This window comes from Kribbella catacumbae DSM 19601, assembly GCF_000372465.1.
In the GTDB taxonomy this organism is placed as follows: Bacteria; Actinomycetota; Actinomycetes; order Propionibacteriales; family Kribbellaceae; genus Kribbella; species Kribbella catacumbae.
Window position 1 is genome coordinate 45,601 of the sequence record NZ_AQUZ01000041.1, and the last position, 16,717, is coordinate 62,317.

The window sequence follows — 16,717 nt, forward strand, 5'->3', positions numbered from 1 at the left end:
CTGTCACGATGGGCCGATGACGACACCGCCCAGTCGTACGCGAGAGTGGATGATCGATCTGCCGACCCGGATCCACCTGTGGTCGGCGGAGCACTGGATTCGGCACCGCACACCGTCCGATGCAGGTACGGCGGCATTGCGGGCTCGGCGCGACAATCTCGCCGTACTGCGTGAGTACCGCAAGAGCCGGCAGTACCCACGCAACGACACCGACCTCCGGCGTACGCCGTACTTCGTCGACGCCGCCGGCAGGCATTGCGCGGTTGCCCATCTGATGCGGGGCTCCGGCGACCACGACGCCGTACGGCAGATCGCCAGCACCGCAAACCTGGCGCGGATCGACGACCTGGACCCGGTCATGCTGCAGAGCTGGGCTGGCCGCTCTGGGCTGACCAAGCAGGAACTGGCCCGCATCCAGCCTGGATACGCACACCCGGACCAGTCGGCCGTCAATCTGCTGCTGTGGTCCGCGCTGGTGTTGATCCCGTTGGCTTCGCTGTCCTTCGCTGTCGGCTGGATCAGGCCGGATCGCACAGCGGTGAAGGCGGTCCTGACTGTCGCCACCGTGACGTTGTGCACGGTGATGTCGCTCCTGGTGTTCGCCACGGTCAACAGTGGTGCCGGCCGGGGGTCGGCCATGTTCGAATGGCTGGAGTGGCTGGGGTGGCTGGTCGTCATCGTCGGCCCGATCGTCGCCGCGGTGCTCTTCGCGATCCAGTTGCGCCGAGGAGTGGTCCGGGAGGACACCGGTCCGACGGTCACCGGCGCTGCGGCGGGCGCCTTGACGGCGGTGCTGGCCTCCATCTACCTGGTGCTGGGCGCCGCGCTGGCGGAGCCCGAGAAGCCTGTCGACCCGACCATCCCGACGATGTATGGCGACCTCGACATCTCGTTTCCCTACGGTTTCGCGGCCCTGCTCATCGGCCTGCTCTGCGTAACCACCGGCCTCATCCGCCTACGCCGCCTCGCCTGACCGGCCGCCGTCGCGCCGCCAAGCACACGGTTCGCGGCTGCCGGCGGAGGCTCGTGGGGGAGGCCTGTGGACAACCGATTCACGCTCCGGGCCCGTGGGTTCCTAGACTGCTTTGAGCAAATCGGTAACCAGCGACCCCGGGAAGAGAGCCATGTCCGGTCCCAACAAGAATTACGACCCCGTCGAGGTCACTCCTCTGCATGCCGACGAGGTCGAACGGACGCGTGATGAGGCTCTCGACGCCTTCGCGAAGGCGGCCGACCTGGCGGCGTTGCAGGAGGCCAAGGTGGCTCACCTCGGTGAGCGCTCGCCGATCGCGCTGGCGAACCGGGAGATCGGCGCGCTGCCGCCGCAGGGGCGCAAGGAGGCCGGCCAGCGGATCGGGTCGGCCCGAAAGGCGCTCAACGACGCCTACGCGGGGCGGCTCGCAGTACTGGAGGCCGAGCACGAGGAGCGGATGCTCGCCACCGAGCGTGTCGATGTGACGCTGCCGTGGCACACCCCCGAGCTGGGCGCGCGGCACCCGCTGTCGCTGATCTCGGAGCAGGTCGCGGACGTCTTCGCCGCGCTCGGCTGGGACGTCGCCGAGGGCCCTGAGGTCGAGGCCGAGTGGCTGAACTTCGACGCGCTGAACTTCCAGCCCGACCACCCGGCGCGGCAGATGCAGGACACGTTCTTCGTCGACCCGGCCGGTTCAGGCACCGTACTGCGGACGCACACGTCGCCCGTGCAGGCGCGATCGATGCTGACCCGCAAGCCGCCGATCTACGTGATCTGCCCGGGCCGGGTGTTCCGTACCGACGAGCTGGACGCGACGCACACGCCGGTCTTCTACCAGGTCGAGGGCCTGGTCGTGGACGAGGGAATCACGCTCGCGCACCTCAAGGGCACCCTCGACCACTTCGTCGTGTCGATGTTCGGTGAAGGCCTCGAAGCGCGCCTCAGGCCCAACTTCTTCCCATTCACCGAGCCGTCGGCCGAGGTCGACCTCAAGTGCTTCGTCTGCCGCGGCGCCTCGGTCGGCAACCCCGACCGCCCGTGCCGGACGTGTGGCAGCGAGGGCTGGATCGAGTGGGGCGGCTGCGGCGTCGTCAACCCGCGGGTGCTGCAGGCGTGCGGGATCGACACCGACCGGTACTCCGGGTTCGCGTTCGGGATGGGGCTGGAGCGGACGCTGATGTTCCGCAACGGCGTCGAGGACATGCGGGACATGGTCGAGGGTGATGTGCGGTTCAGCCGCCAGTTCGGGATGGAGATCTGATGCGGGTCCCACTGTCATGGCTTCGTGAGTACGTCGAGCTGCCGGCCGGCGTGACCGGCCGCGAGGTCGGCGAGAAGCTGGTCCGCGCCGGGCTCGAGGTGGAGACCGTCGACGAGGCGGGCGACGGGCTGACCGGGCCGCTCGTGGTCGGCAAGGTGCTCAGCTACGAGCCGGAGCCGCAGAAGAACGGCAAGACCATCCGCTGGTGCTCGCTCGACGTCGGCAACGACGAGCCGCAGTGGGTCGTCTGCGGAGCGAGCAACTTCGAGGTCGGCGACCTGGTCGTCGTCGTGCTGCCCGGTGCGGTGCTGCCCGGCGGGTTCGCGATCTCCGCGCGCAAGACCTATGGGCACGTGTCGAGCGGGATGATCTGCTCGAGCTCCGAGCTGGGCCTCGGCGACGACGGGACGCACGGCATCGTCGTACTGCAGCCGGGTGAGGCCGAGGTCGGTACCGACGCGATCGAGCTGCTCGGGCTGCGTGACGACGTACTGGACATCGCGGTGACGCCGGATCGGGGTTACTGCCTGTCGATTCGCGGGGTCGCGCGCGAGGCGGCAACGGCGTACGGGGTGGAGCTGAAGGACCCGGCTGCGCTGACGCTGACCGGGGATGGATCCGGTGGATATCCGGTGCGCGTCGACGATGCCGAGGCGTGCAGCGTTTTCGTGACCCGAACCGTCACCGGGATCGACCCCAAGGCGCCGTCGCCGCGCTGGTTGCAGCAGCGGCTGGTGATGTCGGGGATGCGGCCGATCTCGATCGGTGTCGACGTGACGAACTACGTGATGCTCGAGCTCGGTCAGCCGATCCACGGCTACGACAAGGCGCGGCTGAGTGGCGAGATCGTCGTCCGCCGCGCGGTGGCGGGCGAGAAGCTGATGACGCTGGACGACCAGACGCGTGAACTGGACGCCGAGGACCTGCTGATCACCGACGACTCCGGCCCGATCGGCGTGGCCGGCGTGATGGGTGGAGCGTCCACCGAGATCTCCGAATCGACCACTGACGTGGTGATCGAGGCGGCGCACTTCCACCCGATCGTCATCGCCCGGTCGTCGCGCCGGCACAAGTTGTCGTCCGAGGCGTCTCGCCGCTTCGAGCGCGAGGTCGACCCCGAGCTGCCGCGGTACGCCGCCCAGCGCGTCGCCGACCTGCTGGCCGAACTGGCCGGTGGCACCATCGAGCCGGCCGAGACGGTCGTCGACACGCATCTGCGGCCCGAGCCGGTCAGCTTCCGCGCCGACCACGCGGCCCGAGTCGCGGGAGCGCCAATCCCGGTCGACGAGTCGATCAGGCACCTGCAGGCGGTCGGCTGTGAAGTTGCCCAAGGCAACGATGCGGCTGTCGCGGCACCGTTCGCCGTCGGAGCCAGCACGGCGACTGCCGCCGACCTGATCAGCGTCACGCCGCCGTCGTGGCGACCCGATCTTCGTGACCCCAACGATTTTGCCGAAGAGGTTATTCGGTTGTTCGGGTTCGACAACGTGCCGTCCGTGTTGCCGAAGGCGCCGGGCGGGCAGGGCCTGACGGTTGCTCAGAAGCGTCGTCGCCGGATTGCCACCGCGCTGGTTGGTGCGGGGCTGACTGAGGTCGTGTCCTACCCGTTCGTGGGGGATGCCGACTTCGACGCGATGGGTGTGCCCGCGGACGACGCACGCCGGACGACGGTGAAGCTGGCCAACCCGCTGTCGGATGAAGAGCCGTCGATGCAGACGACGCTGCTGCCGACCCTGCTCCGGACGGCCGAGCGCAACGTCGGTCGCGGCGCCACCGATCTGGCGATCTTCCAGACCAGCCTGGTCTTCCTGCCCCGCGCTGACTCGAAGCCCGCGCCGCTGCCGTCCGTCGCGCAGCGCCCGAGCGATGACGAGATCCAGGCCCTGTACGACGCACTCCCGGAGCAGCCGCTCCATCTCGGAGTCGTGCTGACGGGTTCGCGGACTCCGACCGGCTGGTGGGGCAAGGGACAGCCCGCGGGCTGGGCGGACGCAGTACAGGTGGCTCGGTCTGTTGCCGCTGTGGTCGGCGTCGAGCCGGTACTGCGTAACGTCGAGTTGGCGCCGTGGCATCCGGGTCGGTGTGCTGAGTTGTCGGTCGGTGGCAAGGTCATCGGTCACGCCGGTGAATTGCACCCGAAGGTGTGTCAGGCGTACGGGTTGCCGACCCGGTCGAGTGCTGTCGAGCTCGATCTGGACGCGTTGATGGCGGCCGGTCCGTCGTCGGTCTCGGCGCAACCGTTCTCGTCGTACCCGATCGCGAAGGAAGACGTCGCGCTGATCGTCGGCGCCGAGGTCGCGGCGGCGGATGTCGAGGCGGCGCTGGTCGAAGGCGCGGGCGAGCTGCTGGAGTCGATCCGGCTGTTCGACCTCTACACCGGCGAGCAGATCGGCGAAGGCAAGAAGTCCCTGGCCTTCGCGCTCCGCTTCCGCGCGGCCGACCGCACCCTCACCGAAACCGAGGTCAGCGCCGCCCGCCAGGCAGCAGTCCAGGTCACCGTCGCCCGCTTCAACGCAGTCCAGCGCGTCGGCTGACCTGCGCCCTCACCACTCACGCCGCCCGGCGGACGACCTGACGGCGGATCCCCGGACGTCCACGCCCGGCCTGGCGGTGCGTCCCCGACGCCCACGCCCGTCCCGACGCCCACGCCCGTCCTGACGGTGGGTCCCGGAGATCCAGGCCATCAATGGGGGCGTTGGGTGGGTCGCGTCGGTCGCTCTGAGCGTGGGTGCGGGGCATGGCTTGAGCGATTGATGGCCTGGAGCTCCGCGCCCCCTCCCGGTGGGGCTGGGTGTGGGTGGAACGGTGCGGTGCGTGCCGACCGGGTGGCGTGGAGTTCCGGTTCGGATCGGGGGCGGTCTGTACGGCGCGCGGGCGGAACGGTGCGGCAGGATGTGAGGGGTGGAGATGACGGTGAGCGGTGCATCGGTCGTTGGTGTGGGGTGGTGGTGGTGATGCGGCGGCCTCGGGTGGCGGTGGCTGCGCCTAATCGGGCGGCGGCTGACGCTGGGGTGCGGTTGGCGGCGGAGGGTGGCAACGCCGTCGATGCGGCTATCGCCGCGACGCTCGTGACGATGGTGAACGAGATCGGTATCGTCTCGCCGGCGTCGGGTGGGTTTGTCACGTTGCAGGTCAAGGGTGGTGAAGCCGTCACCATCGACGGCTGGGTGGAGATGCCTGGGCGCGGGGTGCCGGAGCACAAGTTCGGGCAGGGCGTTTGGGATGTCACGACGGACTACGGCGGTGGGACGACCACCACCGTCGGGCATGGTTCGGTCGCCACGCCGGGTGGGATGAAGGCGCTCGACCTGGCGCATCAGCGATCCGGTAAGGCGCCGTGGAGTGAGGTGGTCCGGCCGGCGATCGAGGTTGCCAGGCAGGGATTCCCGCTCAGTCGTACGTCGGGGTACTACCTCGGCTACACGCACGAGATCATCTTCGGTTGGCATCAGCCGAGCCATGGTGTCGTGCATGACGACGACGGCGTGGTGATCAAGGCCGGTACCACCGTGCTCATCCCTGAGCTCGCCGAGGCGCTCGAGCTGATCGCCGCCGAAGGAGCCGAGACGCTCTACACCGGCGAACTGGCGGAGTTGCTCGTCCGCGACATGGCCGACAACGAGGGCATCCTGACCGCGGCGGATCTGGCGGCGTACGAGGCGATCGTCCGGCCCGCGTTGATCGTCCGGCAGAACGGGTGGCGCCTGGCGACCAATCCGCCGCCGGCCGTCGGCGGAGTCGCGGTCGCCGCGATGCTTGCGTTGCTCGACGGCGTACCGGGGCAAGGCGCCTGGAATCCGGCCGAGCTGGAGCGACTGATCGAAGTACAGCACGCTGTGCTCGGTCGTCGCCTGGCTGAGCTGGATGAGGAAGATGTGCGCCAGCTCGAAGGGCAGAAGTTGCTCGAACTCGCGTCCGCTGGAGATCTGCGGGCGCTCAGCTCACCCAGTACTGCGACGGTCTCCGTGGTTGACGATGAAGGTGATGCTTGCGCGATCACCGTTTCGTCCGGCTATGGCTCCGGCGTGATGACTCCGGGCACCGGCATCTGGCTCAACAACGCACTCGGTGAGCAGGAACTCCTGCACGGCGGTCCGCACAGCCTCGCGCCCGGCACCCGACTCACGTCGAACATGGCGCCGAGCGTCGCGCGCCGGGACAGCGACGGAGCGGTGCTGGCGATCAGCTCGCCGGGGTCCGATCGGATTCCGACCGCGATCGCGCAGGTGTACGCGCTCTACACGCATGGCGGTCTGTCGCTCGAAGAGGCGGTGGAGCACCCGCGCCTGCACGTCCGGGTCCGCGAGAAGACGGTCGTCGACTACGAGGACGACCTCCCCGTGTCGGGCTTCGCCACCAATCTGCCGACGCGTCCGATGCCCCCGCATTCGATGTACTTCGGCGGCGTCGCAGCCGCCTTCTGGGACCCATCCCACGGCCTACTAGCCGTCGGCGACCCACGCCGCACCGGCGCCATCGCCGTCTCCCCCCAAACCTGACACGCGGCCCACCGCCACCCGCCAGCCCGGCTCCGGGGCGCAGTCACGCGAAGCACCAGCACGCACCAAGCTCGCTCCGAGGCTTGGCGGCGGGGCGCCGGCACGCACGAACCTCGCTCCGGGCGAGGTCCTCGGCCCACTACGGCTCGACTGTCGCGTTGACGCGGGCCCACAACTCGGACGTCGTGGGGCGGGGCAGCGGATCGCCACCACACATTGACTTGGCGGCCGGCACGCGGAGCGCTGGCATGCACGGACCTCGTTCCGGGCAGCGGGTTCTGGCATGCGCCAACCTCGCTCTGGACGGCGGGCACGCGGACCGCCAGCACTCACAAACCTGGGTTTGGATGGTGAGTAGGCAGAGGTTCAGGCGGGGGCAGCGAGGGGGTTGGGTGGTTGGTGAGTGGTGGCGGTCCGGGGGTGGCCTGCTACTTTCAGCTCCTGCTCCTTTCGCCCCGGCGACCCGAACCGCTCGGCGGCGTCCCGGCCAGATCAGTCGTGGAGGACCACCGGACATGCCGGATCCCGAACTCTCCGTCGTCGTGCCGATGTACGACGAGGAAGAGGTGCTGCCGATCTTCTTCGAGCGGATGCGTCCCCTGCTGGACGGCCTCGGCATCAGCTACGAGGTGCTCGTGGTCGACGACGGCAGCCGCGACGCGACCGCCCCGATGCTGCTCAAGGCTGCCGTCGACTGGCCCGAGCTCCGCGTCGTGCGCCTGCTCCGCAACTCCGGCCATCAAGCTGCGCAGTCAGCCGGTTTCCGTCGGGCCAGAGGCAGGTACCTCGTCACCATCGACGCGGATCTCCAGGACCCGCCCGAGGTGATCGCCGAGCTGCTCGCGACGGCCCGCGAGCAGGAGGTCGACGTCGTGTACGGCGTGCGCTCCGACCGCTCGAGCGACTCCTGGCCGAAGCGAACGACCGCCCGCATGTACTACCGGCTCATGTGCCGCCTGGTCGGCAAGGACATCCCGTTCGACGCGGCCGACTTCCGCTTGGTCTCGCGCCGAGTCGTCGACGCGGTGAACGCGCTACCCGAGGACGGCCGCGTCTTCCGACTGGTGATCCCGTGGCTCGGCTTCCCCAGCGCCGAGGTCGCGTACGTGCGTGCCGAGCGAGCGGCGGGCGTGACGAAGTACAACTGGTCGAAGATGTTCCGGCTGGCCTTTGACAGCGTGACCGCGTTCTCGGCCGCGCCGCTCAGGCTGGCCACTTGGTTCGGGCTGCTCGGTGGCATGCTGTCCGGTCTGTTCGCGGTCGGCGCGCTGGTGATCAAGCTGTCCGGCAACAGCGTTCCCGGCTGGACGTCGACGGTGCTGGCCGTCAGCGTGATCGGTGCGATTCAGCTGCTCTGTCTGGGGCTGCTGGGTGAGTACGTCGCGCGCTTGTTCCAGTCGAGCCAGCGCCGCCCACAGTTCCTCGTCGGTTACGACAGCCTCGACGACGCCGGGCACCAGACGCTCGACGACGCCGGACACCGGGCGCTTGACGCCGCCGGACACCGGACGCTTGACGCCGCCGGACACCGGACGCTTGACGCCGCCGGACACCGGACGCTTGACGCCGCCGGGCACCAGACGCTTGGTGAGGCACCTACTCGATGACGCGTTCCCTGCCGCGGCTGCTGCCGTGGCTGTTGCCGTACGCCGTTACGGTCCTCGCGCTGATCTCTCTCGACGTCCCCGTCGTCCCGATCGCGAAGTACACCCTGTACTTCGCCCTGGCGGTGGCGCTGCCCGGCATCCTGATCCTGCGCGCCCTCTGGCGTAGTACGGGCAACTGGGCTGAGGACTTCGGGCTCGGGGCGGCCGTCGGGGCGACGTACCAGCTGGGCGGTTGGGCAATCTTCACCGGGCTCGGCTGGCAGCGGGTGCTGGTGATCTGGCCGGCGCTGGTGATCGTCGCCTTCGCCGCGATGCCACGGCTCCGGAAGCACTGGCGGATCCAGGAGCCCAAGCCGCTGCCGTTGCTGTGGACGTGGGGGATGGTGATCGCCTCAGCAGTCCTGCTCGGTGGGGCGGTGGTCGGTGCGATGAAGTACCACCCACCGCCACCGGACGGTACGTCGTACTACCAAGACCTGCTGTATCACCTGTCGATGCTGAACGAGCTGACTCGCTCGGTGCCGCCGGAGCTGCCGCAGGTATCGGGGGAGTCGCTGGAGTACCACTGGTTCGCGAATGCCGACATGGCGGCGGCAGTGGACATCACCAAGCTCTCACCGATCATCGTGCTCTACCGGCTGTGGCTGCTGCCGCAGTTGCTGGTTGCGCTGCTCGTGTGCGCCACTCTGGCCAGGACAGTCAGCCGCGCGTGGTGGACCGGGGTACTGGCTGCTGCGGCGTTGGCTGGGCCGCAGTTGTTCCTGTTCATCGACACTGCGGTGAATCTGTCGCCACCGTTGAGTTTGCTCAGTCCGTCGCAGACCTTCGGGATGGTCGCCGGCACTACGGCTGCCGTGTTCTTAATTCAGCTCTTATTCAAAAGGGATACCAGTAAGGGTTTGTGGTTACTCGCGTTCACGGTCGCGGTCGTGGGCGGCGGGTCGAAACCGACGACCTTGCCGATCCTGGTCGGAGCGGTCGGGTTGCCGGCGCTCTTCCTGCTGATTCGTGACCGGCGGTTGCCGCTGCGGTTCGTTGCGGCGGGCTCGCTGCTGGTGGCTGCTGCGGTCGGCACGATGGTCACGGTCGCGGGGAGTACGAGCGGGTCTGGGCTGCAGTTGCTTGCGGTGGTCAAGACGCAAGGTGGCTATGCGGCGGCGACGCGCGACAAGACACTTGCCGGCGAAGGCGGGTTGATCCTGCCCGCGTTGACGTCGGGCCATCTGTTGTCCATCGGTGGCGTTCTTGTGGTCATTGTCTTGCTGTTGACCGGTCAGTTGCTGGCGGTCGTCGGCTACGGGTTACTCGGAAGGCGTGAACTAAGGCGCGATCCGGTCGGCTGGTTCCTGCTTGGTGCGCTGATCGCGGGGTGGGCGGGCTTCCTCGTCGTCGACCATCCGTCGGTGAGCGAGGCGTACTTCGTCCACAGCGTGGTCCCCTTCAGCCTGGCCGCCGCCGGCTGGCTCGCCGCAACAATCACCAGAACGTACGCGGCGGGGGAGAGCGGGGAGCGCGCGGCGGGGAAAGCCGGGGAGCGCGTAGTGGCGAAAGCCGGGGAAGGCATGGTGGGGAAGGCCGGCCAAGGCGTGGCGGGGGAAGCCGGGGAGGGCGTGGCGGGGAAGGCCGGGGAAGGCGTGGCGGGGGAAGCCGGGGAGGGCGTGGCGGTTGAGGGTAGGCGTGGGGTTTTGATCGGTGTCGGCGCCGCTGCCCTCGTGCTCGGCGTGGTGTTCGCGTTCATTTTGCTGACCACCGATGCGGTTCCGAGTGGCTCGCACTTGCGGCGCATCGTGATGGTCGCCCGCCCGCTGATCGTTGTGGTCGCGGTAAGCGCCGGGCTCGTGCTCGTCTGGTCGCTGCTGCTGAAGCGACTGCCTCGCCTCGCCGGTCTCGGCGGTCTGCTCATTCTACTGACCCTGCTAGTGGTGCCGTCGGCAAGGACCTTTGAGCAGAACCTGCATCTCAACGGCGGCAAGCAGGCGCAGACCTTCACGTCCGCGACCTGGTGGGTCTACCCCGACGAAGAAGCAGCCGCGCTCTGGCTCGCCAAGAACTCCAAGCCGACAGACATCGTCGTCAGCAACACCTGGTGTCGGCCCGCAGGCAAACAAGGCCCGGGATGCGACGCCCGCGGCTACATCGTCAGCGGCATCGCCGGCCGCCGTACCTTCCTCGAAGGCTGGGGCTACACCTCGCAAGCGATGGTGAACCACGGCGTCGACGGCCTGCGCTACAACCAGCAGCCGTCGCCCTGGCCCGATCGTGTAGAGCTGACGAATCAGGCGATCTACGACCCGACACCCGAAGTACTACGGCTGCTGCGCGACCGGTACCACGTCCGCTGGGTGTACGCCGATCTGTTCGGCGGACCCGTCTCGCCGGAGCTCGGCAAGCTCGCCGTCCTGCGACACAGCTGGCAGCGGGTCCGGATCTACGAACTCACCGGGTGATCCCGCGTAACATCGGGCTGGCGTAGAGCGTTACCTCTACGCTGGCCCGCTCGCCCCGAGGCCGACGCATGCGGAAACGTGAGTGCTCGGGAGGGCGTTTGATGACGGGGACGAGGTCCGGCCATCGGCTTCTCGCCGTTCTCACCGCTTTAGGGATCACCACGATGGCCGCCGGTCTGGCCTCGGCCTATCAGGTGCCTGAAGCCCCCTTCACCCAGGGCAGCACCGCGACGGCGACGATGCCCGGTTCCGGGCTGGTCCAGACGATCACGGTCACCGGGCAGACCGAGTTGCTCGACGCAACCACCGCCGGCGTCCGGGGCAGCACCGCCAAGACCTACGAACCGGCGATCGCGCGCACCACGCCGGCTCAGGACCTGCTCGTCAACACCGGTACGTGCGCGGCGATCGGCACCTGCGGAGGTCGCGGCACGTTGACCATCACGTTCTCGCAGCCAGTTCGCAATCCGATCCTGCACTTGGCGGGCCTCGGCGGCGCCGCCACCGAGACGGTCAACGGCCGGACCAGCGCGCAGTCCGAGCTGCACTCGGTCCTCAAGCTCACCACGGCCGGCCTCAGCCTGACGAAGATGGGCCAAGGCAACAACCTGGCCATCAGCAGTGACACGATCACCGCGCTCAACCCGGACGCCGGGCCGCACTGCATCAACACCGACACCGGCGAAGGTCCGGACTCAGCGGCGACCGCGGCCTGCGGTTCGGTCAAGGTCAACGGCGTCGCGAAGTCCATCACCTTCGACCTCACCGCCGTCTTCACCAAGAACCGGACCGTCCCGGCCTTCAACGCCCCCACCTCTGGCGACGCGTTCTCAGTGCTCGCCTCCGTGGGTGAGGATTTCGGCGACGCGCCCGCGACGTACGGCGCTGCCTGGTCGGTGCTCGGCGATCTCCGGCTGGGCGACGACGCGACCGAGGACAACACGACCGTTGCCAACGGCACCTCCGGTCCAATGAAGGACCAAGCCGACGACGGCGTCACCTTCAAGCCGCTCGCGACCATTGCCAAGAGCTACTCGGCCACAGTCGCTCTCAGCGGAGCAAGCAGGTCCGGTCGCGTCTGCGGCTGGATCGACCTGGACAAGAGCGGCAAGTTCCAGCCAACGGAGCGCGCGTGCGCGACCTTCGCCTCCGGCCAAAGCGCCGCAAGCCTGACCTGGTCAGCACTACCAAAACTGACCGCCGGTACGACGTACGCGCGGGTGCGGGTCGGCTACTCGACGGCGCAGGTGGAGACGCCGCAGAGTGCGGCTGACAGCGGCGAGGTCGAGGACTACCCGATCGTGATCGCGCCGCCGCCTCCGCCGATCGCGCTGGACGACACCGCGACCACGCAGTACAACGCCGGCCTGACGACCGATGTCCTCGGCAACGACAGGCCAGGCGACCCGGCCAGCCCGCTGAAGCCCACCACGCTCTGTCTGGTTGCCGCTGACAAGTGTGTCGTGATGGTCAACGTCGTGGCCGAGGGCAAGTACGTCGCGAAACAGGACGGCAAGATCGACTTCGAGCCGGTGCCCGGGTTCGTCGGCAAGGCCAAGCCGGTCACCTACCGGATCGCCGACACGAACGGGACGACTGCGACCGCGATGCTGACCATCACGGTCGCACTGCCCGCGAAGCCACACGCGGTCGCCGACACCGCGACCACCCAGCAGAACGTCAGCATCGCCGTGACCCCACTCGCCAACGACCGCGCAGCGCCAGGTGTCACCCTCGTCCCCGCTTCCGTCGTACTGCGGGATCCGGCGGACGCGGCCTTCAAGAAGAAGGTGGTCGTCCCGGCCGAGGGCACCTACGCGGTGAAGCCCAACGGCGCGGTCGACTTCATGCCGCTGCCGCAGTTCACCGGGGTCGCCACCTCACTGGGATACCGGGTCACCGACAGCACGCGTCAAGTCGCCGAGTCGACTCTCGCCGTCACTGTCACACCGGTGACTCCGAAGGCGGCGGGGGACTCGATCACCACGCCGTTCGACACCAATGTCGTGATCCCGGTCCTCGACAACGACCTGCCGGGCACGCCCGAGGCGCCGCTGAACCCGCTCACTCTCAAGCTGGTCGATCCAGTCAGCGGCAAGCTCGTCGACCGGGTGACCGTGCCGCGACAAGGCAACTATGTGGTTGCTGATGGCAAGGTGAACTTCGAGCCGGTGCAGGGATTCCAGGGAGTCACTACGCCGCTGACCTATCAGGTGCTCGACAAGAACGGCACGCCTGCCCGGGCGCAGTTGACGGTGTCGGTGGATGCGCCCGGCCCGCCGGTCGCCAACCCTGACCGGACGACGCTGCAGCAAGGCGGATCGGTCTTCATCACAGTGCTCGACAACGACAAGCCCGGGCCGACGGGCTCGGCGATCGTGCCCGGCAGCGTCCGTCTGATCCCGCCGACCGCCGAGGCGGATCCGGTCAAGAGCCTGGTCGTCGCAGGGCAGGGCAAGTACACGGTGAAGCCCGACGGCCGGGTGCTGTTCGAATCGGACCCGGCCTTCAGCGGCAAGGCGACGCCGATCGGCTATCAAGTGGCCGACGGCAACGGTGCGATCGGCCGGTCGACGCTGGCCGTCGAGGTCGCCATGGTGCAGCCGGACGCGGTGAACGACACCGCCAGTACGGCGTACGACAAGAACGTGACCGTGAACGTGCTGGCGAACGACAGCGCTGGTGACCCGGCCGTGCCGTTGGTGCCGAGCAGCCTCAAGCTGATCGACCCGATGACTCACCTGCCGAAGTCGACGGTCGTCGTCGACGGCGAGGGGACCTTCAAGATAGTGGCCGACGGCAAGGTGGAGGTCGACCCGCTGCCGACGTACACCGGGGTCCTGACGCCGTTGACCTACACCGTCTCGGACGTGAACGGCACCATCGCATCGGCGACGCTGACGATTACCGTCGCCAAGCCGTCGCCGCCGACCGCGAAGCCGGACGCCGCGACCACCAAGCAGGACGATCCGGTCACCCTCGATCCGCTGGTCAACGACCAAGCCGGGACGGGCACCGGTCTCGATCCGGTCAGCGTGGTGCTCATCGACCCGGCCGACGGTTCGCTGAAGAAGGTCGTCACGATCGCCGGCCAGGGGACCTACCACGTGAACCCCGACGGAACGATCAGCTTCGATCCGCTGCCGGCCTTCACCGGGACCGCGACCACGCTGGCGTATCGCGTCTCCGACTGGTTCGACCAGGCGGCCAGCTCGACCATCACGCTCACCGTGACGCCGATCGTTCCCACCGCGGAGGACGACACCGCCACCTCGCCGTACGGCGCGACCGCGACGGTCAAGGTGCTCGCCAACGACAAGCCCGGTGACCTGAGCGCGCCGCTCGTCATCGGCAGCCTGCTGCTTAAGGACCCGGCCGACGGGCTGCTCAAGACCGCCGTGACGATCAAGGACGAAGGTGTCTACACCGCGAAGGCGGGCGTCGTCGGGTTCGTGCCGGTGCCGGGCTTCACCGGGCCGGGTACTGCGCTGACCTACCAAGTTGCCGACGACAACGGAACGACGGCGACGGCCACGGTCTGGATCACCGTCGGACTGCCGCCGGTCGCGCAGCCCGACAACGCCTCGACGCTGCAGAACGTCACGGTCACCGTGAACGTGCTGTCGAACGACAGTCCGGGCACGGACGCGAAGCTCGACCCGTCGTCGGTGGTCATCAGCGCACCCGACGTACCGGCTGCGGCTGCCTTCGGTAAGAAGGTGACTATCCCAGGGCAAGGCACCTACACCGTGCAGCAGAGCGGTGCGATCCAGTTTGACCCGGTCCCGGCGTTCCACGGCAAGGGTCGGCAACTCCAGTACAAGGTGACCGACTCGCAGGGAAACACCGCCTCGTCGACGCTCCGCATCGAGGTCACGGCGGTCCAGCCCTTCACCGTCGACGACTCGGCGATCACACCGTTCAACCGGCCGATCACGCTGAACGTGCTGACCAACGACAAGCCCGGCGATCCGAGTGCACCGCTCGTCGCGGCGAGTCTGCTGCTGCAGGACCCGGCCGACACGACGAAGTACCGGAAGACCGTCACGCAAGCTGGTGAGGGCACCTACACCGCGAAGCCGGACGGGTCGATCACCTTCGTGCCCGTGAAGAACTACCAGGGCATGACCACGCCGGCGACGTACCGGGTGAGTGACACCAACGGGACTCCGGCCGACGGTCTGCTCTTCCTCACGGTCGGCAAGGGGCCGCAGGCCAAACCTGACAGCACGACGACGAAGCAGAACGTGAACGCGCTGGTCGATCCGCTCGTCAACGACCAGCCCGGCACCGACGCCGAGCTGGAGAAGACCTCGGTCGAGGTGTACGACGGCAAGGCCTGGGCGAAGACCGCGACGATCACTGGCCAGGGGACGTACAAGGTCGACGCGGTGACGGGCAAGGTCACCTTCGACCCGGTGCAGACCTTCAGCGGGCCGAGCTCGATCACCTACCGGGTGACGGACACGGCCAGGAACAAGGCGACTTCGACGGTCACCGTGACGGTCGATGCCATCATCCCGGACGCTGTGAACGACACGGCCTCGACCGCCTTCGACACTCCGATCACCGTGCCGGTACTGGCGAACGACCGGCCTGGCGACGCCAGCGCGCCGCTTGTCCCGACGAGCGTCCGGCTGATCGACTTCGCGACCGGCGACCCGGTGACCAGTCTGCGGGTCGAAGGTCAGGGCACCTACACCGTCCAGCCCGACGGCGGGATCCGGCTGCTGCCTTGGGGTGGCTGGACTGGTGCGGCGACGCCGGTGACCTACCAGGTCAGCGACGCCAACGGCAGCGCCGGTACTGCGACGCTGGTGGTGACCGTCGGTGCGAAGCCGGTGGCGCTGCCGGATGTGGCCAAGACCAAGCAGCACGTCGCGGTCACCTTCGACCCGTTGGTCAACGACAAACCGGGCGCCGGGGCGAAGTTCGATCCGGCCACGCTGCTGCTGGTGAATGCGGCCGGCGACCTGGTCGCTCGGGTGACCATCGCGGGACAGGGCAACTATGTGGTTGCTGAAGGCAAGATCATCTTCACCCCGGTGGCGACCTTCGTGGGCAGCACCCGGCCGGCGCAGTACGAGGTGAAGGACAGTAACCGGAACGCGGCCCGCTCGACCGTATCGGTGACGGTGCTGCCGGTTCGGCCGGTGGCGACGGATGACAGTGCGAGTACGCAGTACGGGGAAGCTGTGACCGTGCCGGTGCTCGGCAACGACAAGGCCGGCGATCCGTCGGCGCCTCTGGTCCCGGCGTCGGTCGTGCTTCGCGACCCGGCGGACGGGACCGACAAGAGCACGGTGACGATCCCGGCCGAAGGCAGCTTCGTGGCCCGGCCGGACGGCACCGTCGGATACACCCCGGTGAAGGGCTTCGCCGGTACCACCAGATCGCTCACCTATCGGGTGACCGATGCGAACGGGACGTCGGACACGGCTCGCCTGGAGATCACCGTCGGTGCTCCCAGCGGGGCGAAGGCCATCCCGGACACCGGTACCGGCACCCCTGGCAACCCGGTGGTCGTCAACCCCCTTCTGAACGACGCCGCGACCCAGGGCGCGGTCTGGGATCCGGGCAGTGTCTGCCTGGTGACCGGGCCGGCCACCTGTGGGAAGCGGGTGGTCGTACCGGCCGTCGGTGTCTGGACGGTCGGTACCGACGGGTCGATCAGGCTCGTTCCGGAGCGGGGCTTCATCGGTACGGCGAAGGCGTCGTACCGGGTCGCTGACACGAATGGCGTGACAGTGGACTCGCGGGTGAAGGTGACCATCGGGGCTCAGCCGGCCGCGCAGGCCAAGGTGGACAAGACCGAACTGCCGGACACCGGCGGCCCGTCGATCCTGCTTCTCACCCTGGCCGGGCTGCTGGTCGCGCTGGGTCTCACGCTGATGGGCCGGGGCCGCCGATAGTGGGGAACCGTGGCGCCG

The 16,717-nt window shown here is 68.4% G+C and carries 7 protein-coding genes; all 7 read left to right on the forward strand.

Translation table 11 applies throughout. The features are described from left to right. The first annotated feature begins 16 nt into the window (after nt 1-16). Nucleotides 17-973 carry a hypothetical protein gene (locus A3ES_RS0132355; RefSeq protein ID WP_157630869.1) on the forward strand — a complete coding sequence of 319 codons (957 nt, stop codon included), beginning with the start codon at nt 17-19 and terminating at the stop codon, nt 971-973. A 151-nt stretch (nt 974-1,124) separates the two neighbouring features. Further along, nucleotides 1,125-2,234 (forward strand): phenylalanine--tRNA ligase subunit alpha, encoded by a 1,110-nt coding sequence (gene pheS, locus A3ES_RS0132360; protein WP_020391000.1) that lies wholly within the window; start codon nt 1,125-1,127, stop codon nt 2,232-2,234. Beyond that, entirely contained in the window at nt 2,234-4,768 is a 2,535-nt protein-coding gene (pheT, locus tag A3ES_RS0132365) for a phenylalanine--tRNA ligase subunit beta (RefSeq protein ID WP_020391001.1), read from the forward strand. The genes pheS and pheT overlap by 1 nt, the downstream gene beginning before the upstream one ends. Nucleotides 4,769-5,188: 420 nt before the next feature. Then, on the forward strand, nt 5,189-6,733 hold the full coding sequence (locus A3ES_RS0132370) for a gamma-glutamyltransferase (protein WP_040456104.1): 1,545 nt from the start codon (nt 5,189-5,191) through the stop codon (nt 6,731-6,733). A gap of 515 nt (nt 6,734-7,248) precedes the next feature. Further along, nucleotides 7,249-8,340 (forward strand): glycosyltransferase family 2 protein, encoded by a 1,092-nt coding sequence (locus tag A3ES_RS0132375; protein ID WP_020391003.1) that lies wholly within the window; start codon nt 7,249-7,251, stop codon nt 8,338-8,340. Next, nucleotides 8,337-10,787, forward strand: coding sequence for a hypothetical protein (locus A3ES_RS55685; protein WP_026163407.1), 2,451 nt, complete (start codon nt 8,337-8,339; stop codon nt 10,785-10,787). Before A3ES_RS0132375 ends, A3ES_RS55685 begins: the two co-directional genes overlap by 4 nt. Before the next feature lie 101 nt (nt 10,788-10,888). Next, nucleotides 10,889-16,699: an Ig-like domain-containing protein gene (locus tag A3ES_RS0132385; protein WP_157630870.1), complete on the forward strand. Its 5,811-nt coding sequence runs from the start codon at nt 10,889-10,891 to the stop codon at nt 16,697-16,699. Nucleotides 16,700-16,717: the final 18 nt, after the last annotated feature.

Excerpts from the sequence above, each read along its gene's own strand:
- A3ES_RS0132355 (WP_157630869.1), top strand. The coding sequence starts at position 17 with ATGACGACACCGCCCAGTCGTACGCGAGAGTGGATGATCGATCTGCCG.
- pheS (WP_020391000.1), top strand. The coding sequence starts at position 1,125 with ATGTCCGGTCCCAACAAGAATTACGACCCCGTCGAGGTCACTCCTCTG.
- pheT (WP_020391001.1), top strand. The coding sequence starts at position 2,234 with ATGCGGGTCCCACTGTCATGGCTTCGTGAGTACGTCGAGCTGCCGGCC.
- A3ES_RS0132370 (WP_040456104.1), top strand. The coding sequence starts at position 5,189 with ATGCGGCGGCCTCGGGTGGCGGTGGCTGCGCCTAATCGGGCGGCGGCT.
- A3ES_RS0132375 (WP_020391003.1), top strand. The coding sequence starts at position 7,249 with ATGCCGGATCCCGAACTCTCCGTCGTCGTGCCGATGTACGACGAGGAA.
- A3ES_RS55685 (WP_026163407.1), top strand. The coding sequence starts at position 8,337 with ATGACGCGTTCCCTGCCGCGGCTGCTGCCGTGGCTGTTGCCGTACGCC.
- A3ES_RS0132385 (WP_157630870.1), top strand. The coding sequence starts at position 10,889 with ATGACGGGGACGAGGTCCGGCCATCGGCTTCTCGCCGTTCTCACCGCT.